The organism is Acetobacter suratthaniensis, from assembly GCF_017377745.1.
Lineage (GTDB): Bacteria > Pseudomonadota > Alphaproteobacteria > Acetobacterales > Acetobacteraceae > Acetobacter > Acetobacter suratthaniensis.
The window spans coordinates 250,497-275,506 of sequence record NZ_JAFVMG010000002.1 but is presented as its reverse complement, the minus strand read 5'-3'; the positions used below and the strand labels follow the sequence as shown (position 1 = coordinate 275,506).

General features: G+C 55.8%; 15 protein-coding genes. 9 read left to right on the top strand and 6 right to left on the bottom strand.

What is annotated here, in order from left to right:
* Positions 1-5,484: MBG domain-containing protein (locus J2D75_RS04755; protein WP_207853333.1), on the bottom strand; the 5,484-nt coding region annotated here is incomplete at its 3' end.
* A 335-nt stretch (positions 5,485-5,819) separates the two neighbouring features.
* Here J2D75_RS04755 and J2D75_RS04750 point away from each other — a divergent pair.
* Positions 5,820-6,701, top strand: coding sequence for a hypothetical protein (locus J2D75_RS04750; RefSeq protein ID WP_207853331.1), 882 nt, complete (start codon positions 5,820-5,822; stop codon positions 6,699-6,701).
* A gap of 47 nt (positions 6,702-6,748) precedes the next feature.
* Here J2D75_RS04750 and J2D75_RS04745 read toward each other — a convergent pair whose 3' ends face one another.
* Positions 6,749-10,102, bottom strand: a complete 3,354-nt coding sequence (locus J2D75_RS04745) for an autotransporter outer membrane beta-barrel domain-containing protein (RefSeq protein ID WP_207853329.1) — start codon at positions 10,100-10,102, stop codon at positions 6,749-6,751.
* A 351-nt stretch (positions 10,103-10,453) separates the two neighbouring features.
* Between J2D75_RS04745 and J2D75_RS04740 the strand changes: the two genes are divergently transcribed.
* Positions 10,454-11,083: a LysE family translocator gene (locus J2D75_RS04740; RefSeq protein WP_207853327.1), complete on the top strand. Its 630-nt coding sequence runs from the start codon at positions 10,454-10,456 to the stop codon at positions 11,081-11,083.
* A gap of 90 nt (positions 11,084-11,173) precedes the next feature.
* Here the strand turns inward: J2D75_RS04740 and J2D75_RS04735 are convergent, their stop codons facing one another.
* Positions 11,174-11,533: a hypothetical protein gene (locus tag J2D75_RS04735; RefSeq protein ID WP_207853325.1), complete on the bottom strand. Its 360-nt coding sequence runs from the start codon at positions 11,531-11,533 to the stop codon at positions 11,174-11,176.
* 123 nt (positions 11,534-11,656) lie between these two features.
* Positions 11,657-12,028: a hypothetical protein gene (locus J2D75_RS04730; protein WP_207853323.1), complete on the bottom strand. Its 372-nt coding sequence runs from the start codon at positions 12,026-12,028 to the stop codon at positions 11,657-11,659.
* 112 nt (positions 12,029-12,140) lie between these two features.
* Between J2D75_RS04730 and J2D75_RS04725 the strand changes: the two genes are divergently transcribed.
* Positions 12,141-13,352: an acyl-CoA dehydrogenase family protein gene (locus J2D75_RS04725; protein WP_207853321.1), complete on the top strand. Its 1,212-nt coding sequence runs from the start codon at positions 12,141-12,143 to the stop codon at positions 13,350-13,352.
* Here the strand turns inward: J2D75_RS04725 and J2D75_RS04720 are convergent.
* Positions 13,315-15,852 (bottom strand): excinuclease ABC subunit UvrA, encoded by a 2,538-nt coding sequence (locus tag J2D75_RS04720; RefSeq protein ID WP_207853320.1) that lies wholly within the window; start codon positions 15,850-15,852, stop codon positions 13,315-13,317. The two genes, J2D75_RS04725 and J2D75_RS04720, sit on opposite strands and share 38 nt — an antisense overlap.
* Positions 15,853-15,984: 132 nt before the next feature.
* Between J2D75_RS04720 and J2D75_RS04715 the strand changes: the two genes are divergently transcribed.
* The 6 genes from J2D75_RS04715 to J2D75_RS04690 all read left to right on the top strand — a co-directional run bounded on the left by J2D75_RS04715 (position 15,985) and on the right by J2D75_RS04690 (position 24,037).
* Positions 15,985-17,199 (top strand): DUF2075 domain-containing protein, encoded by a 1,215-nt coding sequence (locus J2D75_RS04715; protein ID WP_207853317.1) that lies wholly within the window; start codon positions 15,985-15,987, stop codon positions 17,197-17,199.
* A gap of 83 nt (positions 17,200-17,282) precedes the next feature.
* Positions 17,283-17,933 (top strand): TetR family transcriptional regulator, encoded by a 651-nt coding sequence (locus tag J2D75_RS04710; RefSeq protein ID WP_207853316.1) that lies wholly within the window; start codon positions 17,283-17,285, stop codon positions 17,931-17,933.
* Between the two features lie 664 nt (positions 17,934-18,597).
* On the top strand, positions 18,598-20,001 hold the full coding sequence (locus J2D75_RS04705; protein WP_207853389.1) for a carbohydrate porin: 1,404 nt from the start codon (positions 18,598-18,600) through the stop codon (positions 19,999-20,001).
* A gap of 220 nt (positions 20,002-20,221) precedes the next feature.
* On the top strand, positions 20,222-21,289 hold the full coding sequence (locus J2D75_RS04700) for a linear amide C-N hydrolase (protein WP_243428489.1): 1,068 nt from the start codon (positions 20,222-20,224) through the stop codon (positions 21,287-21,289).
* Between the two features lie 131 nt (positions 21,290-21,420).
* Positions 21,421-23,082 (top strand): FAD-dependent oxidoreductase, encoded by a 1,662-nt coding sequence (locus J2D75_RS04695; protein WP_207853314.1) that lies wholly within the window; start codon positions 21,421-21,423, stop codon positions 23,080-23,082.
* Between the two features lie 4 nt (positions 23,083-23,086).
* Positions 23,087-24,037 (top strand): NAD-dependent epimerase/dehydratase family protein, encoded by a 951-nt coding sequence (locus tag J2D75_RS04690; protein WP_207853312.1) that lies wholly within the window; start codon positions 23,087-23,089, stop codon positions 24,035-24,037.
* Positions 24,038-24,067: 30 nt separating this feature from the next.
* Here the strand turns inward: J2D75_RS04690 and J2D75_RS04685 are convergent, their stop codons facing one another.
* Positions 24,068-24,970, bottom strand: coding sequence for a LysR family transcriptional regulator (locus J2D75_RS04685; protein WP_207853310.1), 903 nt, complete (start codon positions 24,968-24,970; stop codon positions 24,068-24,070).
* Positions 24,971-25,010: the final 40 nt, after the last annotated feature.

Here is a 25,010-nt window from a genome sequence, read left to right as displayed (position 1 = left end):
TGTGTTGGTGGTGGCGGCGGCTGTGCCATCAGGCAGAGTCAGGGGTTTGTAGGCATTTGTCAGTGTCAGATCCGGGGTGTCTCCGGCTTCTGCTGTTGTGGGACTTGTCACCCCCGATGGGGCGGGGCCATTGCCGTTTAATGATGCCATGGGCCAGAAGATGGGAATGGTCTTGATCCGGGTGATGTTATAGAGGCCGTTCTGATAGGTGATCGCATAATTGTTTAGCCCCGTGCCTTTGGCATTGCTGGCTGTGATGGCATAGGCGCCGACACTGCTCTGACGATCTGCCGTGGTGGCGAGGCTGACACTGGAAACGGCATCTCCATTGATCAGACCGTTAGTTTTAAAGGCAGTATTATTGAGCGTTGGGTTCTGCCCATAGGTGCCGGTCTGGTCGAGAGCGGTAATGCTCAGGGCTGCCGGAGTAATAGTGTAGTAACTACCGGTCGTGTAGGTAATGGCATAGTTTCCTAGCCCGGTGCCGCGTGCGTCGCTGGCTGTCATGGCATAGGCACCGACACTACTCTGGCGGTCTGCTGTGGTGGCAAGGCTGATACTGGAAACGGCATCTCCATTGACCAGACCGTTGGTTTTAAAGGCTGTATTATTGAACGTTGGGTTCTGCCCATAGATGCCGGTCTGGTCGAGAGCGGTAATGCTTAGAGCAGCCGGAGTGATAGTGTAGGCACCGGTCGTGTAGGTAATGGCATAGTTTCCTAGCCCGGTGCCGTGTGCATCGCTGGCTGTGATGGCGTAGGCACCGACATTGCTCTGGCGGTCTGCTATGGTGGCGAGGCTGATACTGGAAACGGAATCTCCATTGACCAGACCGTTGGTTTTAAAGGCGGCATTATTGAGCGTTGGGGTCTGCCCATAGATACCGGTCTGGTCGAGAGCGGTAATGCTCAGGGCTGCCGGAGTAATGGTGTAGGCACCGGTCGTATAGGTAATGGCATAGTTTCCTAGCCCGGTGCCGTGTGCATCGCTGGCTGTAATGGCGTAGGCACCGACATTGCTCTGGCGGTCTGCTATGGTGGCGAGGCTGACACTGGAAACGGAATTTCCATTGACCAAGCCGTTGGTTTTAAAGGCGGTATTATTGAGCGTTGGGTTCTGCCCATAGGTGCCCGTCTGGTCGAGAGCGGTAATGGTCAGGGCTGCCGGAGTAATAGTGTAGTAACTGCCGGTCGTGTAGGTAATGGCATAGTTTCCTAGCCCGGTGCCGCGTGCGTCGCTGGCTGTCATGGCATAGGCGCCGACACTACTCTGACGGTCTGCCGTGGTGGCGAGGCTGATACTGGAAACGGCATCTCCATTAACCAGACCGTTGGTTTTAAAAGCTGTATTATTGAACGTTGGGTTTTGCCCATAGGTGCCGGTCTGGTCGAGAGCGGTAATGCTCAGGGCTGCCGGAGTAATAGTGTAGGTGCCGGTCGTATAGGTAATGGTGTAGTTTTCTAGCCCGGTGCCGTGTGCATCGCTGGCTGTAATGGCGTAGGTGCCGACACTGCTCTGGCGGGTGGCATTAGTGGCAAGGGTGGCGCTGGAGACTTTATCGCCATTAACCAGACCGTTGGCGGTATAGGCTGAATTATTCAGTGTGGTGGCCTGCCCGTAAGTGCCGGTCTGGCTATTTGCCGTGATGGTGAGCGCGGCAGGGGTAATAGTGTCAGTGCCAGCGTAGGTGACCTGATAGCCTGTCGCGGTTGCTCCACGCCCGATCAGGTCTGAGGAACTGTGGACATTGCTGGTCGAATTTACGCCGGGTGCAGTCCATGTCAGCGAACGGGTGTCGGTTAGGCTTGCCGCATTGTTACCCGACTGATCGAGAATGGATGTAATGATAACGCTTGGCGTGCTCTGGCCATAAATCTGGGTTCCGGAAGCGGTAATAACAACATATGGCAGTGCCGCCAGTAGGGGGTAAGGCGATCCCGCAACCCAGTCAGCCGAATTGCTGAAACGGCTGGTTGAACCCTGCGACCATTGTGTTGTGGTCAGGCCAGTAACGCCATTGCCCAGGTTTAGGTTAGCATTGCCGTTTTGCCCGGTTGTCGTCACATCAAAATAATCATGACTGAAATATTGGCTGTCTGCGTAAGTAGAAGAGGCTTCGTTATTGAGGCCACCGATAAGCCCCCCAACCTGTCCTGTAAGTGAATTAACAGACCCGGTGGAATAACTGTCGAGGATCAGTTGAGAGGGATCATTAACGTCATCATGACCGACAAGCCCGCCACTATTGGTGGTCGTGTTATTGCCCGTGACGTTTCCCGCCGCATATGTTTCTTCAATATGGCCATAATGATTCTGGCCAACCAGTCCGCCTGCCAGATTGCCGCCTGAAACATTGCCTGTGGCGTATGATGTTTTAATGGTGCCAGAAGCGTTCCACCCTACCAATCCGCCGATAAAATTATAGGTATTGCCAATATTGCTGCTGCTTACGGCACCCGAAGCAAAAGAAGACGTGATGGTGCCTGAATTCCAGCCGACTAACCCGCCCATATATGTCGTATCACCGCCCGATACGGCGGTAGTGGAGTAGGAGCTGGTAATGGTGTTGCCACTAGCCCCGACATTGCCATTCTGCCCGACCAGACCACCGACGCTGGTTGTAGAGGCGGCAGACTGAGGTCCGGAGACTGTGCCGGTCGTGTAAACAGCCGAGAGCGTGCCGCCATTATTGTAGCCGACCAGCCCACCGACTGAGGTACCATTTGCATAAGTGCTGCTGATCGCTTCCTGGGTCAGGCCGATGTCTTCAATTTTTGCGCCAGCGCCCAATTGTCCGAACAGACCGACATATTGGTCTGTTGCATCAGCTATGGTCAGATTGGCAATGGTATGGCCAGCACCATAGAAGATGCCGGTAAAGGGCGTATTTTCTCCAATCGGGCTGGTATTGCCCAAGCTGCTGGCATCAATATCGGCGGCTAATCCATAATTGCCCGCCAGATTGCTGTTGATGGCTGACAGACCCGCAGCGTTCAGAATGATTGTAACGGGCGTGCCTGCGTTGGTGCCAAATGTCGTATTGCTCCCGGACAGGACCTGCTGGTTGGCGGGCACGCCTAACAGGTAAGGCGTGGTCTGGTTGTTCAGGTTGCCCCATATGGTCGTGTCAAAGCCGGTGGGGAGGGCTGCTGCCAGTTGGGCCGTGGTTAGTCCAGTGGGATAATCGCTGCCGCCGTTGCTTTGTCCACTGGTGGTGGTATCCCAATAGCTGTTGCTTATGTGAGAGCTGTTCGTTCCCACCAGTCCGCCTGTACCTCTATAAGCGTAGTTTGTGCTGCTGACGTATCCGCTACTGTATGTATTGGAGATTGTACCGCTATTATTGCCTGCAAGTCCCCCGACTATATAGGGGTTATTGCTGTTTGTGTTGGCGACATTACCTGTTGCATATGCGTTGGTGATTATTCCACCGTAACCGTTATAGCCTACAAGCCCGCCTAAATAGCTGTAGTAATTTATGGTATAGTTGTAGGTTTTTGTGCTGGTGACGTTTCCTGTCGCGTATGAGTCCGTGATTGTTGAGTAATTCAACCCCACCAGTCCACCGATATAGGCAGCGGGATTCGTGCCGATGACGTTCCCTGTAGCATATGCATCGGTGATCGTTCCGTTGGCGTTAAACCCTACCAGTTCGCCGACAGAGCCATAAGGGTTACTGAAGTTGTCAGTAACAGTTCCCCCAATCAGGCCCACATGACTGATGACGCCTGAAGTTACGATGTAGCTGAACAGCCCCACACGCAAATCCGTACTGTCATTAATAGTAAGGTTTGAAATGGTATTGCCCAGCCCGTTGAAGGTGCCGCTAAAGCCATCTTGCGCCAGAGGCGTGAAGTTACTGATGCTGCTCATATCGAGCGGTTTGGCCAGAGCGTAGTAGCCTGATGTGCCAACGGCGTTTTGTAATTCGTTTGCAGTGGTAATTAACGTGTAGCCATGACCATCGATGGTCAGGGGGCTGCTGCTGGCGGTATTGGCGGCGGTCAGGGCAGAACTGGTGAACTGGATGGTGGAGCCGCCAAAGTTCACCGCTCCGTCCCCGGTGCTGGAGCCACCGATGCCGTTGTTTGTGGTCAGGGTCAGCGTGCCTGCGCCATTCACGGTAATATCGGCATTGAGAGTGATGGAGTGATAGGCGGACAGGATCAGGCTGGCGGTGCTGTTCCAGTTCAGGGCGGTGTTAAGCACAATATCCCCAATGCCCGAACTGCTTGTTCCCGCTCCGTTGATGTTCGATGCGGTGGTGGCCGATGTCTGCTCGGTGACATTGACGCCGCTGTTCAGGGCGGCATTGATGGTGGAGGCGGCAGCACTGTCGATTGTCAGGTTGTCAGGGTCGAGCAGCCAGCTTCCGCCCAGCCCGGCCCTGACGGTCGCAGCCCCTATTGCCAGTGTGTGCGCCGAGGTCTCGATTGTGCCGCCAGCCCCCGTGCCCTTACCGGTGGCTTTCAGGGTCGCCCCCGAGGCCACGGTGGTGTGGCGGGCCAGATTGGTGCCGCCCACGCTGTCGGTGCCGATCAATATCTGCCCGCCCTTGCGGCCATTCTTGCTGGCCGAGGCAGTCAGCACGGCCTTGCCGCCAAGGCTTACGGCCTCACCATTGGCGCGGATGACACCGCCAGAGCCATCGGCATTGGTGGCACTCAGCGTGGTGCTTTCCACCGTTACGGTGCCGTGGGGGGCACTCAGCCAGACCTGTCCGTTTACCGTTGTGGTGCCGGTGGCCTGCACCAGCCCTTCGCGGTTGCCCGCCAGCGCGTAAACATTGCCCCCGGCTGAGGCCAGTGTGGCGGCGGCGGCCTTGATCTGCCCGGTATTGGTTGCGTTGCCCTTAGCCTTGCTGTCGGCCACCACATAGATGCCCGCCGGGCCATCCGCCTCGCTCAGCACCACCTGATTACCCGCCACCAGAGCGGCCGTGCCACCGGCGGCACTGATTGTGCCGCTGTTGCTGACAGCCGCCCCCACCAGCACCACATTACCGTTGGTGCTGGTGATCTTGCCCGCATTGGTGACAGTGCCCGCAGACGTGCCGGACAGGGTGACGTTGCCGCCCTTCATGAAGGCGCTATTAGGCGTATCGCGGGTTGAGGCCACAAAGCTGCCGCCTGTCACCACCGTGCCGCCGGGGCCGACCACCACCCCATTGGGGTTGATGAGAAACACCGTGCCGGTAGCCCCCAGATGCCCCTGCAGGGAGGAGAGCTGATCACCCGTTACCCGGTTGAGGGTGGCCCCGCTGCCGTTGTTGAACTGAACCGCCCCACCTGCGCCGATGGAGAAGCCCTGCCAGTTGATCACCCCGCGTGCGGAGGACTGGTCGATGGTGGTGGTGGCCCCCGCCGTATTGATACTGCCCGATCCGGCTACATAGGCGCCGCCCGTGGGCAGGGCTTGCGCCCAGGCAAAACTGGGGGTGAGAGCGGTTACGCCAAGGAGAAGCATGCGGGGGGTCAGGGGCATCAGTCAGTCTTTAGTTCTGTGGGGTTGGATGTGGATGAGGGGGTTATCCAGAATAAACTGGAAAATTAGACAAGGTAAAAGTAATCAGAAAAAGGCATTATTAAAAAATAATATATTAAATTCAATGATCGTCACTTTAATTTTTTGCCACACTATTTGGTGGATAATTTTTTTATATTATATTTTGTGTCGTAAAATTTTCGGCATTATTGATTGGTTTTTGCATCGTATCAAGGTGGATTTTGCGATATCCCCAAAAATGCGACAAACATGATGTCCGGGGCAGAAGAAAACTGTCTGTGTCATTGCATGGGGTGGTGAGGACAAAGGTGGGTATGGTAAACGATATACCAGTTTATGAGGCTAAGGCTCTCGCAGCGTTGCCGCAGTTTATGAACTGTCTGACTTTCTGTAATCAGGCATTGCTGCGTATCCACAAGCAGATGCCGCGTGAAGTGCGCTATGTGGCTGATGTGCGACGATGGATTTTAACGCATGCCGCTCTTTTACTGCATTTTCAGCATCGGGTTGATCCATCTGCCCCGCCCCTGACCGCAACCAATCTGTACAGTCTGGTTGAACAGAGCAGCATGGTTAGCCCCAATACGGTTACGAGCTACCTTAAGGAGATTCAGAATTTTGGTTATATAGAAGCCATTCCCAGTCAGGATGGTCGAGTGCGCGCTTATAGAATGAGCGCTTTTTCCGAGCAGATGTTTCATGTCTATCTCAGTGTTAACCTGCAAGCACTTGACCAGATTGATGGGGCAGGCAGGAGTGAGGTTACGCGCACAACCCCAGAAATCCTGAATTACATGCATCCAGTTTTTGCAGGCCTGATGCTGCAGGATAGTTTTTTGAGTGCTCCACCGCAATCCATTGCGCAGCTTGTCAGTACGACAGTGGGTATTTCCATTCTGAATGAAATGACCCGGTCAGTGACAGTATCGCCCGCAGACGGTGCTCAGCGGATAGAGATTGCCCTCGATAGTGCGAGCGCCATGGCGCAGCGTTATGGCGTTTCACGCGGAAATGTTGCGCGGCTTCTGAAAAAGGTCGAGTTAGAAAACGATTTCGGTAAAACAGGAAAGTCAGGTTGGATCTCAGCTCGGCTTGTACGCGATTACCATCAGTGGCAGGCCTGCAAATTTGCCCATGTCTCTACGGCCTATGTTGAAGCCTGCCGCCAGTATGACATGGCGTGTGCCGCAGCCTGACGCAGTAGCCCGGAAAGCCCTGTATGCAGGCTTTCCGGGGGTGGGTTTCAGAAACTGATTTTAAGGCTGCCCGTAACGCCGTTGGAGGTATAGCCCGTGGAGAACTGGCCAACATAATCGGTGCTGATCATGATCCGGTCGGTCAATCTGGCCTGCAGGCCGGTTTTGATCAGTGCGGCATCTTGTGTCACGGGTGTTCCCGCAACTTCAAAAACATTGCCACCAGTAAAGGACTGTCGTGCTGTCGGGCGCAGTGTGCCAAAACCGTGACGGTAGGCAAGTGTGGCTTGCGGTGTCAGGATCAGATGGCCAGCCCGCACCTGCCCGGCCAGCCGGGAGCCAAAGGTGGCAAAGGTTGTCGCGGCAGAAGCGGCATCACCGGTCAGGGATGCTTCGCTGTTGCCACGCTCGTTAAAATGTCCTGTATGGACATTAACCCATGCCACATTGGCAAAAGGTTCAGCCCAGAGCGGCCCCATGTTCAGTCGGTAGCCCAGATCCCCAAAAGCTTGTGTGGTGCCACCATTGTAGCTGGTGTTCAGCCGCGCGGCATAGCCGGGTAGGGCCACATTGCGGCTGGTTGAAAGCATGTCAAAAGTATAGGTCACCCCCATACGCAGGCCCAGACGCCCCCAGTGTGTGCCAGCATAAGGCCCAATGCTGACATTGTCGCTATGCCCCCATGAGGCAACAGAGCCGGAACTGAAGGATGAATGCCCGTATCCAGCCGCCACCCCGATATGCCAGCCCGCCAGAGGCGTATCGACCCCCAGCATGAAGCCTCCGGCATTGTCGGTCAGGGCGCTTGCATTGCCATCGCCTCTGTTGTGACTGAACGCCCCGTAGCCCTGCATCCACACACCGGCTTCATCGGTATGGCAGGTGCTGCTGATATGGGCGGTTTTCAGGCCGCTGCCTGCTCCGGGCATACAGTCAGCCGCCCGCAGGCGTTCCGTTATGGCATCGCGCACATACAGGCTGTCCTGAATCAGGGCGGTGCGGGCCGAGGCATGAATTTCGCCAGAAAGCGTGTTCAGCGCTGTGCGGGCTGTTGTGGTGCTGGTTGTTACCAGTGCATCATACAGCGTGCCGGATGACAGGGCTGCCAGCCCGCTGCCTGCGGCGGCTTCGTTGCGCGTGATGCCGACATCGGTAAAAGCAACGCCGTTACGGCGGAAAGACAGCGAGACATCATCCGCATTGTAAGTCAGTATGGGGGAAAGATAAGCAAGGTTGGTGACAAGTGTGCCAAAGGTGCCGCTTACTCCCTGGCCAGCCTGTAGCAACACAACGGGATTATGCCAGTTGCTGCCAGTGCCGGTTACATCAATCGTGCCTCCCTGCAGGGCTGCGGTTCCGGTAACGGAAACCAGACTTTGCGCCGTATCCGGTGTGATGTTGAGCGCATAGGTGGAGCCTGAACCCAGCGTCAGGTTGCCATTGACCGTCAGGGTGCCGGTTCCTGTATCGCCGGGGGCCAGCATGCCTGAAACCGTGGTGGTGCCAACTTGCCCCACGCCTGAGAGCGTGCCGCTGCTATCAACCGTGACGGCGCTGGTAAGGCTACCGTCAACCTGTAGGGTGCCATCTGCTACTTCGGTGCCACCGGTATAGGTGTTGGCGCCGGTCAGCACGAGCGTGCCTGCGCCGGTCTTGACCAGATCACCGGGGGCGCTGCCATCGCTGAGTGTGCCTGCCAGTGTGTCGGTGCCGCTTGCAACATCGATTGTCGGATCACCATCGAGGGAAATGGCGTTGGCAAGGGTCAGCCCGCTGGATGCGAAGGAGAGTGTCGTGTTGGCGGCCATTTCAAGCGTGCTTGTGCCCAGAGCGCTGTTGCTGCCAAGGCTGAGCGTGCCGGCGGTCAGTCTGGTGGAGCCGCTATAATTATTGGTGCCAGACAGGGCGATTGTGCCTGAGCCGAGTTCGATCAGGGAAAAGCCCGAAATCGCGCCACCGTAGCTGAATCTGTTACCCGTGCCGGGGTTGATGATGAGGGTACTGTTGCCTGTGCCGCCGTCAATATCGCCAATAATCTGGGCATTGCCGCCAGTGATGCTGAGTACATTGTTCGCTCCGGTGCCAAAATCAACGGCCTTGCCGGAGCCATTGGCGCGGATAATCCCGGCATTGTTGATGGTGGTGGTGGTCACACCGGTTGAGATTGCCGCATCGCTGCCGCCGCCTTCAATTGTGGCGCCCGCATCATTATCAATCGTAACCGTATGGGTGGTGGCTCCGCCGGTAATGGCTATGCCCGAACCGGTATCACCCTTGATTGTACCGCCGCTGTAATTGTGGATGGTTGAGTCCGTATAAATTCCTTCGATCGGGATTGCCGTGCCTGTAGTCGGGTCTTTGTCCACACCGGCCAGCGTAATACCGTGCGATGCGCCACCGGGGTTTTGACCTTCAATCAAACCGTAATTGTCGATTGTGCCGCCGCCTACCGTCACCCCTTCGCTCGTATCGCCATTCGCCTGAGTGGAAATGATCTGGCCAGTGCTGCTGTTGGTCAGGACGACAACGCCGTCAACATCGACGCCATCCCCATCGCCCGTTATGCCGTTGCCGGAGAGCGTGCCGCTATTGTTGATGGTTACGACTTCATTGGCATTGAAGCCGTCAATATTGATACCCGCGCCATTGTTACCAATAATGGTGCCACCTGACTGGTTGGTAATGTTCATGACATAGGCGCCGGAGGTGGAAACATCCGTATTGCCGCCGGTTATACCGTGCCGGGCGCTGCTGATTGTGCCACTATTACTGATTGTTACGCCGCTGTTTGTCTGTGCATCGATCGCATCATTGCCCGAGGTGTTATCCACGGAATTGATCGCCTGAATAATGCCGGCATTCGTAATGGTGCCGTTGGCGCCAGGACGCAGAGCATCCGAACCGTAAGCGGTTATGGTGCCGGTCGCGAGGTTGGTGATCGTGTTGGTTTTACTGACAACGTTGTTCAGGTCTATGGCCTGACCTCCGGCAGTGCTGGTGGTGCCTGAGGTAATGCTGCCTGCGTTGGTAATATTGACGGAGGCATCCGCTTTCGACTGTATGGTGTCATCTCCGGCTGCGGTAATACTGGCCCCGGCCGCGTTGTTCAGGTTTACGTCTATCCCTGTTCCGGTTATGCGCACGGCCCGCGAGCTGCCGGTTTCTGATAGCGTGCCGTTATTGGTCAGTGTTGCGCTGCCGGTAATTGTTACCGTTATCGCGCTGCTGCTGGTCAGCGTGGCCCCTTGGTCGATGATGCCTTTCTTATTGGCTCCGAGTGTCTGTGGGGTGGTTACGGTGCCTGCGGCAATTTCGAACGACCCGCCTGACGTCGATTTGGCGGCAGCGTCTTCCGCAATAACGAGAACGCTGACAACGGAAACGGCAATCAGTTTTTTCATGCTGGATTGTTTTCTTGTCTGTAATGCGCGGCTGAAGCCGCCAGATGGTTGCGTGGAAGGCACAACAGGGAGGGAGATAAACCTGAAGATGCCGTCATTTAGCAGTTAAATTGAGAGGGTATTGTTAATCTTTTCTTTCATTATGTGGTCTGTTAAAAATTTATAGAGTCTTTTTGGGTGACTGTTTTGTTGTGCGGCTACGTGTGATGGTTTTCAGTGTGATTGTTACATGAAATATTTTTGGGGCGGTTGTTGGTAAAGCCTGCGGGCTTGCCTGTCCGCGAGAGGTTGTGAAAACCACAGGCTGTCCGGTATGGTCGCCAACGAACAAGGGCAGGAGAAAACGGTCTCATGACACTTCACACATGGTGGCTTTTTGTCGCGGCCGTCTTTTTGCTGTCTGGCACGCCCGGCCCCAATATGCTGCATATCCTGTCACGGAGCGTCGAGATGGGGATGAAGCGCAGCATTGCGGCCATGGCCGGGTGCCTGTGTGCACTGGTAACGGTGCTGATTGCTTCGGCTGCTGGGCTGAGCACGCTATTGCTGGCGCTGCCCGGCGCATTCGCGGCATTGCGCTATGCAGGTGTGGTGTATCTGCTTTATCTGGGCATCAAGGCATGGCGAAGCGATGTAACGCCGCTTGATGTCGGCGGCCAAGTGCTCCCGGCTATACTGCCAGCGAGGGTTCTGTTCCGCGGCGGTTTTATGATTGGTATCAGCAATCCAAAACTGCTGCTTTTTGCGGCAGCTTTTCTGCCGCAGTTTGTTAATCCGGCAGCGGCTCAGGTGCCGCAATTCATGATTCTGGTTGCCAGTTTCGCGGCGGTTGAGTGCTTTTGGTATGTGATTTATGCCGCTGGCGGACATTCGCTTTCGCGCTATCTGGCGCGGCCAGCCATTAAGCGGGTGTTTAACCGTATTACAGGTGCGATTTTTGTCGGTTTTGCCGCCCTTCTGCTCAAGGCTAAGCCCACGTAAAACATGGCAGGGTGCCTGAAAATATCAGGTTCCCTGCACTTCAGATAACGTGTGAAGTACTATGACTAGCTTTACCTGTACAGATCATCCTTACTCATCATGCCAACCGTTCTGGATCATGCAGTCACGGAAGATGGCTGAGCGGCCATAACTGTTTGTGTCATGAGACGTGTGAATGATGGAATAATAACGACCGTCTCTTTTGACGCAGCCATTGGAACTATATTTTTCGCACTTATCACGGTCACCGTAGTTGGCGCCAAACTGTACGTCTGAAACGGTATTAACTGGCAATGTTGCATAAGATACAGCATCGCAATGGGTGGTTGCTGCGTTTAGTTCAGCAGGCCCGGCACCGGGTTTTACCCAGTTTGTGCAACCTGAAAGAAAAAACAAAGAAGAAAGAGCACAAATAGAACTGACAGATTTAATAAAAAAATGTGAAGACATTGTTACAGTCCATACATAAATGCACAGTTGATGTCTTATGTATATACTGAATAAATTCTTTGACAAGAGCGTGAGCTTTAATAACAAAGAGCTACCTTCTCTTTCAAAGCATAATGTCTGCGCCTAGCAGAGCCGCATGTATTTCTGGTAATCGGTTTTGTGCCGAAAAAGAAAAAGCACATAGTAATCGCGGTATTGGCGCCTGCGCCGAAAGACTTTTTCGTAAAAGGGGAAGACATCGTAAGGCCCGTCAAAGCCGGTTGTGTCTTCCTGACCTGCTACAATACATTTTACCTGAAAAAGCGAGGCGTAAAGCGCACTTTCTGTTTTTTCAGCGCGCCGGACATGGAACAGGTTTTTCCGAAAATCCTTGAGCCTGGGAGGGAGAAGAAAAACCATATCCTGCTCGATCCATGTCGGCTGTCCGCCAGGTTTGCGCAGGTAGCGCATGTCATCGGGCATGTCGGCATAGAATGCGAAGTTACGTACGATCATTCCCTGTTTTCGCTGTGATGGCAGGCGGTGATTTCTTTAAGCATGGGCCTTTCATAAAATCAACATATGATGAATAAATAGGTTTCTATTCCCTGATGTTGAGGGCGAAGGCATGGATACTTCCGTTTTGGGTGCGCTGGTTCCGGCCTATGTCTGGCCCGAACCGCTACGACAGCGGATTGATACTTTGTATGAGGTGATCGACCGAGTGGTGGCTCAGGGGGCGGCGGAGGCTGACCGTGTTGGGCGCTACCCCGTGGCCACCATAAACGCGCTGAAAGCCTGCGGCCTCATGGCGGCGGCCATACCGACCACTCATGGTGGCTGGGGGCTGACACAGGCCCAATCGCAGGAAGTGCTGTTTCGTCTCGCCATAGCCGATCCATCGGTCGCGCAGATATGCAAGGTTCATGATGATCTGGTGCGTGAACTCTTTACCTTTGCGGATGACGCTACCTGCCACAGGCTGGGGCAGGATATTGTGTCACGGTGTCTTATCATCGGTCAGGCCATTGCGGAGCCGGGGGCGCGGGCGGATGAGTTCGGTCATGTCATTGCCACGCCCGTTCAGGGTGGCCATAGCCTGAGCGGGCGCAAGATTTACGCTACCGGAGCGATTGGGGCGGATCTGATTGCTGTTACTTCTTACGATGCCGCCTGTCACGCCATGCGTTTTGATCTGATACCGCGCGATGCACCGGGCCTGACTATACAGGAAGACTGGAACGCTATGGGGCAGCGGGCCACGGATTCCGGTACCGTTATACTCGATCATGTGCGCACCATCCCCGGGTTGGTGGTGCCGAAAGAAAACCAGTCTCCGCCTGACTGGGCGTCTCTGCGGTATCAGAATGGTTTTTCAGTCATTCTTGTCGGGATAGGGGTGGCAGCCCTTCGCCATGCCGCGGATTTTGTAAGCAGTCAGGCGCGGCCGTGGATTTCAGTACAAGGCCAAAGGGCTAGTGATGATCCGATGACACGGCGCCTGTTTGGTGAGATCGGTGCAGAGCTGGCCGGAGCGGTGGCTCTTGTGCGTGATGCGGCCAACAGGCTTGACCTGCGGGCCGCAGGCGCGATTTCGCGTGCGCAGGTTGCTATGGCGGTCTATGCCGCCCGCTCTGTGGCTAGCCGGGTGAGCCTGCGTGCTTCGTCCGATAGTATGGCCAGCATGGGCGCACGGGGGGCAGGCCGCGCCATCGGCTTTGATCGTTACTGGCGGGATGCGCGTACGCTCTCGCTCCATGATCCGGTTGATTGGAAACATGAGGAAATTGGCCATCATCTCCTTACGGGCTGGCAGCCGGAGGCCTCTTTGTATCGTTGATATGACGGGCCAGAAAGGGCGCCGTTACGCTCGTGGGATTGCGGGCAATGTCCGCAGGAGTGCCCTGCGCGACAACCCGTCCGCCTTTGTTACCCGCGCCGGGGCCAAGGTCGATGACCCAATCTACCCCCGCCACAAGGCGCATGTCGTGTTCGGCAACAATAACGGTATTGCCCGCGTCCACCAGTTCCTGCAAATGCTCCATCAGCCGGTCAGCATCTGAAGGGTGCAGGCCTGTTGTCGGCTCATCCAGAATGTAGAGCGTATGGCCCCGGCGCTGTTTTTGCAGTTCGGTTGCCAGCTTGATACGCTGTGCCTCACCTCCTGACAGTTCGGTGGCGGGCTGGCCCAGACGCAGGTGGCCAAGGCCACCCCGCAGCAGGGTTGAAAGTGACTGCGCAGGGCCGGTTTCGTCGGCAAAAAATGTGGCCGCTTCTTCCACATTCATGGCCAGAACATCTGCGATTGAACGCCCGCGATAGAGCACTTCCAGAATATCCGCCTTGTAGCGTGCGCCGTGGCAGGTGGGGCAGGGGGCATAAACACTGGGCAGAAACAGCAGTTCCACCATGGTCGAGCCTTCTCCCTCGCAGGTTGGGCAGCGCCCTTTGGCCACATTAAAGGAGAAATATCCCGCATCGTAACCTCGCTCCTGCGCCAGATCGGTCGCGGCAAAGAGCTTGCGCACCGTATCGAACAGGCCGGTATAGGTGGCAAGGTTGGAGCGAGGCGTGCGGCCTATGGGCTTTTGGTCTATGACAGCAACGCGTTTGATCCCTTCAAGCCCGGCCGCAATATGGCCCTGCGGCTCACTGGTGGCCGGGCCGGGTGTGTCCGTATCGTTCTCGTCGTGTTCAGGGCCTTTCTGGCCTACGGCTTTGGTTGCAAGCTGTGTCAGTACCTGACTGACCAGAGAGGATTTGCCCGAGCCAGATACCCCGGTGACGGCGCTTAGCACGCCGAGTGGAAAGGCAATGTCCAGCCCATGCAGGTTGTTCCATTCAATTCCTTCTAGCCGCAACCAGCCACCGGGTGTGCGGGGGACGGAGTGGGTGCGCGTATCCGAGGCAAAAACATAACCGCGTGTGCGTGATGCGCTGACGGTGCGCAGTCCTTCCAGCGGGCCGGAATACAGAATGGTACCGCCATGTGTGCCAGCACCCGGCCCGACATCAACAACCCATTGCGCCTGACGGATCAGATCCAGATTATGTTCGACAAGAAAAAGCGAATTGCCCGCATCGCGCAGCTTCTGCAGCGCAGCCAGCAGGGCGTTGGTATCAGCCGGATGCAGCCCGGCTGATGGTTCATCCAGCACATAAACCACGCCAAACAGGTTGGAGCGGATTTGTGTGCCAAGTCGAAGCCGCTGGTATTCACCGGGCGAAAGGGTCTGCACACCGCGCGCCATCTGAAGGTAACCCAGCCCAAGACCCAGCAGCACATCAATGCGTGCGGCCATGTCCTCGGCAATGCGCCGGGCAGCAATGGCCACGGCGTCCTGCGCGGTGCTGTCCGTGCCGTGCCGGAGGGTTTGCGCCACGTCTTCAAGCGGGAGGGCCGTCATCTGCGCGATTGTGCGCCCAGCGAAAGTGACGGCTAAAGCCGCGCTATTCAGGCGCTGGCCATGACATTGCGGGCAGTCGCTTGATTGCATGAACTGCTCAGCCCGCTGGCGCATGCGCGCACTTTGTGAATGGGCAAAGGTCTGGAGCACATAACGCCGGGCTCCGCTGAATGTGCCCTGATAGGAGGGTTCGACCCCACGGGCTATGGCCTGCACTACCTGAGCATGTGTCAGCCCCGGATAGACCGGGTAAGTCGGGGTGTCTTCGGTAAAAAGAATCCAGTCCCGGGTGGCTTTGGGCAGGTCTTGCCAGGGGGTATCGACATCCACACCTTTGGTAATGAGAATGTCGCGTAGGTTCTGCCCCTGCCATGCGGTAGGCCATGCAGCAACCGCGCGTTGGCGGATGCTGAGCGATGGATCGGGTACAAGACTGCGCTCTGTCACATCATGAATGCGGCCGAGTCCGTGGCAGCGCGGGCAGGCCCCCATGGGGGTGTTGGGGGAGAAGGCTTCGGCCTCCAGCCGTGGGGCACCGGGCGGGTATGTGCCCGCGCGCGAATAGAGCATGCGTAAATGGTTGGACAGCGTGGTGATAGAGCCAACAGTCGAGCGCTCAGAGCCGCCGCCACGCTGTTGCTGGAGCGCTATGGCAGGGGGCAGACCGTCGATCCGATCCACCTCGGGTACAGGCATCTGTTGAAAAAGGCGGCGTGCATAGGGCGAGACGGATTCAAGGTAGCGCCTCTGGGCCTCGGCGTAGAGTGTGCCAAATGCCAGAGAAGACTTGCCCGACCCCGAAACCCCCGTAAAAACCACCAGCCGGTCACGCGGGATATCCACGCTGACATCACGCAGGTTATGCTCGCGCGCACCCCGTACATGCACAAAGCCCCCCTTATCCGGCGCTGTCGGTGGCTGCTGCACGGTCATGCGGAGGTCTTGTCGGGCATGGGGGTTCTCCTTGGCTTGCAGGTAGGCGGGTATAAAGTCTTTGAGCGTTGAATAAATGTGGCGCGGGTGGCAAGAGCCGTCAATCAACCCCGGAGGGAGTGTTTTTCGCCCATGTCCGTTTCAGACAACCGAGCCGACCTCAAGCTTGCGCCTGATCGGGCGCTGACGGCTGAGCAGGAGAAACTGGTTTGTAAGATCGTGGCTTTTTGTCAGGATCATGAGCAGGGTAAGGGGGCGGTGCTTGTGTTGCAGGGCGATGCTGGCACGGGCAAAAGCGTGGTGATGAATGCGGCTTTTGCCCGCTTGCGGCAGCAGGCAGGTGTAGGTGGCGGAGGCGGGCAGGCAGCTCCAAGCCTGCGTTTTCTTGTCAATCATCCTGAAATGATCAAGCTCTACCGGCGCATTGCCGAAGATGTGCCGGGTCTGCGCAAGCGGGATTATGAACGGCCGACCACCTTTATCAATCAATCACGCAAGACAGGGCACGTAACGGACATTGTTTTTGTGGATGAAGCCCACCTGCTGCTTAGCCGCAGGGATGCCTACAACCGTTTTTTGCAAGATAACCAGCTTGAGGAAATTCTGCGCGCAAGCCGTGTTGTGGTGATGGTGTTCGATCCTCGGCAGGTGTTGAAGTTTAAAAGCTTCTGGAGTGAGCAATCCCTGCACCATCTTTTGGGTGAAAGGCAGGTTGTTACATACCGGCTCACAACCCAGTTCCGTATGTGTGCCCATGCGGATGTATCGCACTGGATTGAAGCATTCTGCCAGTGCAGGCTTTTACCATTGCCCGCGCCGCAGCCTTTTGACTTCCGTATTTTTGAGGATGCCCAGACCCTGTATGAGACCATACGCCAGCACGAGGCGGAGGTCGGGTTGTGCAGGATGCTGGCAACATATGATTACCCTTATGTGCTCAATGGGCAGGATCATTTCATTACCGAAGGACGTTTTCACCTGCGCTGGGATCGCTCCCTACCCGAAGCCAGGCTGCCTTGGGCCGAGCGGGCGGATACGATTGATGAAGTCGGGTCGGTTTATACCGTTCAGGGGTTTGACCTGAATTACGTGGGCCTGATCCTTGGCCCGAGCGTAGATTACGATGCGAAAACCGACCGGATTATACTTGATACCTCGTGCTATGAGGATAGTGCGGCGTTTGCAGGCAAGGCAGGTATCGAGAACCCCGCAGCACTCAGCGAGCAGATCATGCTCAATGCTTTGAATGTCTTGATGACGCGCCCAACAAAGGGACTGTATCTATATGCCAGCCGCCCGGCCCTGAGGCAGCGCCTGTTGGCGCTGTGGCAGGCTCGTGGGGGCTGAAGGGTTTTTGCCGTTCGGCCTGCATGGAAAGAGTTGGGGGCTGATGCTAGGTTTACTGCGTTGAACTCAACGGGGGCTGTTACGTGCCGGTTAAACATAACGCGCTCCCTGCGGGTGGCCGCCGCCGTGGTCGGCCTGCGAAGGGAACCCCCGCCGCGCGCGAGGCCATTCTTGGCGCTGCGCTGCACGGCTTTTCACGCAAGGGCTATGAAGGTACCGGCCTGCGGGAGATCGCGGATGGGGCAGGGGTTGATCCTGCACTTATTTCCCACCAGTTCGGCTCAAAATTTGCGCTATGGAAAGCTGTGGTGGATGAAATCGCACAGCGGTTGGGGGCCGCGCGCCGTTCTATCGAAGCATTACACGGGGCATCCGGCTCGACCGAGGAGCGGGTGCGCGAAGGTCTGACACGCTTTATTACCGCCCACTGTGATATTCCAGAGCTGTCAAAATTTCTCGCTGATGAACTCAGCCTGCCGGGAGAGCGTCAGGACTATATCCTGCGTGCTGTCTGGGAACCTTATCAGGATGCCATGCTGCCCCTGCTGCGCGAAGCACAGGCAGGCGGGCTGTTGCGGCATGGCGGCTCACCGGAACTGACATTGATGATGGTCATGGGGGCGATCACCCTGCCACTGTTGATGATGCGCCGGTATGCGCTTTCAAAACAGGACGAAGCCGAACTGTCCTGTCGCCTTGTTTCCGATGTGTTGCCAATGGTGCTGGCAGCCTGAAGCGGCGTAGAATCTGCCAGTATTATGTTTCGATATAAAAATAAATAATCTGATTTGAGTATTGTTAAGAAAAAATTCCGTAAAAATGGTTTATTTTTCATCGGGCATTAACGATGGCATGATTATTTTTCCACTGTTTGACGGTGGTTAAAATGATGGCGGCTTTTATGTCACAGTGAATGTCTTTTTGTGGAGGTTGTGACGTTATCTGTTTTCATGTATTCTTCTTTTGTGGTTGTTTCCTGCGCACTGTTCAGTGTGTCCACCATCCTATCAAGAGAGATTTTGTGTTATCACAGAAAATGTTACGCAGCAGTTTAATGGTTATAGGCAAAAGCGGTATGGCAGGCGCTGTTGGGCCAGCATTCCGTCTGATGTCTGTCCTGCGTAAATCCAGAACCGCGTTCTGAACCTCTTGATTATCGCGCTGCACCAGCATGCCCCGCTCGCGGAGCCTGCGCCATACCCTGCCATCCTGTCCCCATTACGAGGGATGAGGAGCCTGCGCGCGTTTTTTCTCCATTCCTGAACGCCAAGTTCGGTTTTTCAGCTGGCTGAGAGGCTGGTTGTTTCAGTTATTTGCCCACCGCCCCACGATAAAGGACCCTGCATGCGAAGCGGACGTCAGACTTTCCTGAACAGACTAATCTGCGTTTTTCTCTGCATGATTGCCTGTTTCATGGCTCTTAACTTTAAGGCTATGGCGCAGAGTGAGACATCCCAGTTCGCGGCGGAGCCCGCTTCCTATCAGTCTCGGGCATTCGCCATGGAGGGTATTGGTAGTTTTGCAGTCGGGCCTATTGTGCCAACGCTGAATGGCAACCCCCATCTGTTTGGAGACTGGGGCGGCTTGCAGCCATGGCTGATCAAGCACGGCTTTTACGTCAATGTCGCGCTTAATGAAGAATATATGGCCAACGTTACCGGCGGCCGCACGCGCGACAATGTGCTGGCCGGGCAGGTGGCGGCAGCATTGGATATTGACTGGCAGCAACTGGCCGGGGTCAAGGGACTGTGGACACATATGATCGTTATTAACGGTCATGGGCGCAGTTTTAGTCATACGCTGGGGGATTCCGTCACCAATCCGGAAGAAATCTATGGTGCGCGCGGCAATGTCGTGGCGCATCTGGTGTCGATGTACGCTGAAAAAGCTTTTCTGGATGACCGGGTCATTCTCTCGCTAGGCTATATTCCGACAGGCAGTTTTTTCGGGTTCGATTATATTGCCTGTTCGTTCATGAATGTTTCCATATGCAGCAATTTCGCGCCGGGCAAATACGTGCCGGGGGGCAAGGACTGGCCATCGGGTAATCTTGGCGGTGTGCTGCGCGTGCGCCCGACAGAGCAGACCTATGTCATGGGTGGTGTTTTTGTGGTGTCTCCGCATGACTATAATGGCGGTATTTCTGGCTGGTCCATAGCCCAGAGCGGGCTTGGTAAACTGTCATCGCAGGTTGAGCTGGGCTGGATGCCGTCTTTTGGTCATGACCGGTTGCGTGGCAATTACAAGATTGGCGCGTGGTATGACAATTCCAGCTACCCTGATCTTTATGCCGATATTAACGGGAATTCCTTTCAGGAAACCGGCCTGCCTCGGCGTTACCACTCAGGCATGTGGACAGCCTGGTTCATGTTTGACCAGATGCTCGTCCGCAATGGCCCGGGTCTGGCTGATGGTCTGATTGCTTTGGGTGGGGCTGGGTATTCACAGGGCAATGTTGTGGCCATGCGCGATCATGAATGGATCGGTCTGGTTGAAACCGGCGAGGCATGGCGGCGTAGCGGAGACCAGATCGGGATCATGTTCCAGCACATGGACATGAGCCGCACTGTAACCCGCCAGCAGGAATCGTCGCTCGCATTGGGGCAGCCCTATCTGCCCAATCAATGGGGGCAGGTCTGGGGTGTGCAGAACTGGGAGAATGTCTATGAGGCTTTTTACAGCTTCCATCTTATGCGTGCGACAACGCTCCAGGCTGATTTTCAGTATCTGCAACGCCCCGGTGCAACGACAACCTTTGGTGATGCCGCAGTCATTGGTGGGCAGTTCACCACCAATTTCTGATGGGCGTTATCCCTGATCACGCATCTGTGTTTACGGTTGCGGGCCGCGGGTGCATGTGGGGGATGCGGCGCAGCCCTCTGGCTGAGTGTGATTGTCCGTTGTTGTGGTGGGGTAACCTGTGACAACATGACAGCGGCCCGGCTTCCGGTAATGGTATGCCAGAGGGTGTGGGCCGACTGGCGCAGTTTTGCGCCGGGGCGGCTATGAAAGGGAAGCTGGCATGAAGTTCAGAATGCGTTCGCTCATGATGGCGTGTGTTGCCATGAGCATGCCGTTTGGCCTGCAGTATTCCGGTGTGGCGGATGCCTGCACACGCTTTGTCTATCATGGCGCACATGATGAGGTGATTACCGCACGCTCCATGGACTGGAAAACCGATGTAGGCACCAATCTATGGGTGTTCCCGCGCGGTATGAAACGCTCGGGGGCCGCTGGGCCGCATTCGGTCGAATGGGTTTCCAAATACGGCAGCGTGATTGCTTCAGGCTACGATATTTCCACCACCGATGGTATGAACGAGGCCGGGCTTGTGGCCAATGTGCTCTGGCTGGCTGAATCGTCCTACCCTCATTACGATGGTAAGACGCCGGGGCTGTCGCTTGCGGCTTGGGCACAGTACGTGCTGGATAATTTTGCGACAGTCAGTGAAGCGGTCAAAGTTCTGGAAAAAGAGCCGTTTACCATTGTAACAGCTCAGGTTCCGGGTGAAAACCGTCTGGCTGCCCTACATCTTTCTCTTTCAGATGCTTCAGGCGATAGCGCTATTATAGAATATATCGACGGCAAGCAGGTTATCCACCATAGCCCCAGCTATCAGGTGATGACGAATTCGCCGAGTTTCGACAAGCAACTGGCATTATATGAATATTGGAGCCAGATTGGCGGCACGGTTATGCTGCCGGGCACGAACCGTGCGGCGGATCGTTTTGCGCGCGCCGCTTTTTACGTCAATGCCATTCCCAAAAGCGAATCTGCGGTAGAAGCTATCGCCAGTGTTTTTAGCGTGATCCGTAATGTGTCCGTGCCTTATGGGATCAGCACGCCTAATGAGCCGAATATTTCATCCACCCGCTGGCGCACGGTTGCGGACCAGAAGCGCATGCTCTATTTCTTTGAATCAGCCCTGACCCCCAATGTGTTCTGGGTTGATCTGAAAAAACTCGATTTTTCCGAGCAGACAGGGCGGGTTAAAAAGCTCGAACTGGGGCCAGATCAGACACATATTTATGCCGGGATGGCTAATGCCCAGTTCAAGGACACCGCCCCCTTTGCTTTCCTTGGGCAATAAAATGCCGGGCATGTCTGTAATTCGTTAAAAAAGACTCTCTATCTTCAGACAGTGAGATATTTTATTAATATATTTACGCAACAGTCAGCCAGTTTTGGCGGCCTGCTGGCAAGAGAAAAGAACGATAAGCCATGATTTCAGATGCCAGAGCCCTGCCTGATGCAACGGTTATTCAGGCAGATTTCTGTTTGGTTGGTGCCGGTGCGGCAGGGATCAGTCTGGCTCTGGCTCTCTCACGCTCCGGCTGCAAAGTTCTGCTGCTGGAATCCGGAGGGGAAAAGGAGGAGCCAGCTACACAGGCTCTGTATGAAGGGCATGTGGTCAACCCGGCCCTGCATAGCCCGGCGGATAGCTACAGGCAGAGACGCTTTGGCGGCACCACCACAATCTGGGGTGGACGGTGTGTGCCGTATGATCCATTGGATTTTGAAGCCAGATCATATGTCCCCCATAGCGGCTGGCCGATAGGGTATGACGAGATTGCCCGTTATTACCCGCAGGCAAACCGTCTGTGCGAGGCAGGCGTGTTTGATTACCACAGCGAGACGGCCTTTGACCGGCCTTTGAAGCCGATGATCCCCGGTTTTGATCAGCGCCATTTTACCACGGACACGATGGAGCGTTTTAGTTGTCCGACTGACTTCCATGTTCGTTATCACGACAAGCTTTCCGGCCCGACTATACAGGTTCTGCTGCACGCAAACCTGACCCGTATCGTGCTGTCTGAAGATGGTAACCGCGTTACTGGGCTTGAGGCCAGAACGCTTGCCGGGAATGGTTTTTCTGTCAGGGCATCGTGCTTTGTGCTGTGCACGGGGGGGCTGGAAACGGTGCGCCTGCTGCTGGCCAATCGGGATGTGCATGCTCAGGGTATCGGAAACCAGCATGATGTCGTGGGGCGTTATTATATGTGCCACATTGCAGGGACTATGGGGGGTGTTCGCTTTTCCATTCCGCCTGCGTCTATCTGGAATGGTTACGACATGGCCGATGAGGGCGTGTATTGCCGCAGACGGCTGGCGCTCAGGCCGGAGGTGCAGGAAAGGGAGCAGGTAGGCAGTTTTGTCGCCCGCCTGCACCATCCGCGTATTACAGACCCCCGCCACGGCAATGGTATTCTTTCAGCCCTTTATTGTGCCAAGCCCTTTATTGCGTACGAATATGCTAAAAGACTGTTTGAGGAAGACCCGGCAAGCTTAAAAAACTGGGCTAAGCATCTGCAAAATGTTGCGCTGGGCGTGCCTGACATCATGGGGTTTGCCTGGCATATGCTGCGTGACAGAAAGCTGGCCGCCCGCAAATTCCCCTCTGTTGTCATCAAGTCTCGGGCTGGTCTTTACAGCGTTGATTTTCACGCCGAGCAAATGCCTGATCCCACGAGCCGGGTTGGGCTTGCGCAGGAAAAAGACCCGCTTGGCATGCCGCGGATCTCAATAGACTGGCGTTATATGCAACAGGATGTGCATACAGTTCAACGTTCTCTGGCTTTGCTCAAACAGGATATTGCCCAGTCTGGTGTTGGTTCTTTTGAGTATGACCCGCAGAGTGTGGAAAAGGAAATGGTGCGCTACGGGGCTTATGGCGGGCACCATATCGGCACGGTGCGCATGGGCGCATCGCCCCGCACAAGTGTCACCAATTCTGACTGTCGTGTGCATGGTGTTGCCAATCTTTATCTGGCGGGTTCAGGTGTGTTTCCCACCTCCAGTCAGGCCAATCCTACACTGACGATTGTGGCGCTGTCGCTGCGTCTGGCTGATCATCTGCACTCACGCGATTTTTCAGGAACCTAGAAAGATGAAACGCACTGTTCTTGTTCTCGGGGCTGGCGGGTATGTTGGCAGAAAGCTGATGGGCGCTCTGGCCTGCTGCGAGGATATACAGCCAACAGCAGGTGTGCGGAGGATGTCTTCTGCCACGGGGTATGAGAGCCTCTGCCTTGATGCGACTGATGCAGGTGCATTGGAAAAACATATTTCTGGTTTTGATGTTGTCGTAAACTGTATTGGTTCTGATCCGACTGTCATGCGGGATTCCGCGCAGGCTCTGCTGCGTGCGGCACAGGCGCGTGAGCCGCTTATCGTGCATTTTAGTTCCATGGCTGTTTATGGCAGCAGTTGCGGCTTGGTGGATGAACAGGCGGCATTGCGTGGCGATATAGGGGCCTACGCCAGCGCTAAGGTGGAGATAGAGCGCCAGATGGCCTCTTACGCACGGCGCGTCATTCTGCGGCCCGGTTGTATTTATGGCCCGGGCAGTCCCGCTTGGTCGAGCCGGATTGCGCAGTTGCTTAAAGCCCGACGGCTGGGTGACCTTGGCGCGGCAGGGGATGGTATTGCCAATCTTGTGCATGTTGATGATGTTGCCGCGGCCGTGATTGCTGCTATCCGCGCGCCTACCTGCGAAGGCGAGACCTTTAATCTGGCAATGAATAATCCACCGACATGGAATGATTATTTCATCAGTTTTGCCAAAGCTCTCGGCGCGGTGCCTGTGCGGCGTATCGGGGAGAGGGCGTTAAAAATTGAAAGTCGCGTTGTGGCGCCGGCTCTCAAAATAGGTGAAATGATTCTAGGCAAGCTGCCTGTTTCTGTCGCGTTGCCGCCGTTTATTTCTCCGGGGTTGCTGGGCCTGTTGCGGCAGGACATTACACTGGTGTCTGAAAAGGCCGAGCGTGAGCTGGGGTTGCGTTGGCAGAATCTTGAGGAAAGCCTGCGTGTTGTCGCGGCTTTTGAAAACTGGCCATAATGATCGCCGTGTACTGGCTGTGGAGCAGCATTATTCCGCAGGCTGGCGGTAACGCAGGGCTTCCACCAGTAGGCTGAAGGCGGCGGAGGGTTCGCGGCGGCTGGTGTAATAAAGATGATACCCGGCAAAGGGGGGGCACCAGTCTTCCAGCACGCGCACAAGCTGCCCAGTGCCCAGATAGGGTTCCATGTGGTCTTCCATTAGAAAAGCAATGCCGAAACCGGCAAGGGCCGCCTGAATAATCATGTCGGTGTTATTGAACGTTAGCTGCCCTTCCACCCGTGCGCGGATTTCGCGCCCATCTTTTTCCAACTCCCACGCATAGAGCCCCCCGGTGGTGAGAAAACGCAGGTTGATACATTTATGCCGGGCCAGATCATCTGGGCTGAGGGGCGGCGGATTACGGGCAAAATAAGCAGGCGAGGCCACAGCCGCCATGCGCAGGTCTGGCCCGATCCGTACGGCCACCATATCCTTGGCAATGGCTTCCCCCAGCCTTACTCCGGCATCAAAGCGATCTGATACAATGTCTGTCAGGGTTGAATCGATGCTGAGTTCGACATGCACATCCGGGTAGTCGGGTAGTAGACGTTTGAGAGTTGGCCACAAAAGCGTGCGGGCTGCATGATCGGATGTGGTGATGCGGATGGTGCCCGCCGGTTTTTCTCGCAGGGCGCTGAGGGACGCCAGTTGATCATCAATGCTTTCCAGTGCGGGGCGCAGGGTATCGACCAGTTTCTGCCCGGCTTCGGTTACGGATACATTGCGTGTGGTGCGGGTGAGCAGGCGCACGCCCAGCCGGGCTTCCAGCCTGCGGATCGTGTGGCTGAGGGAGGATTGCGATGTACCCAGCCGGGCTGCGGCACGGGTGAAATTGCACTCCTCCGCGACCGCCAGAAAAGCGTTGAGATCAACCAGATCCTCGCGTCGCATTCATGAACTCCTGATATGGCTTCATGCCATTTATAGCATC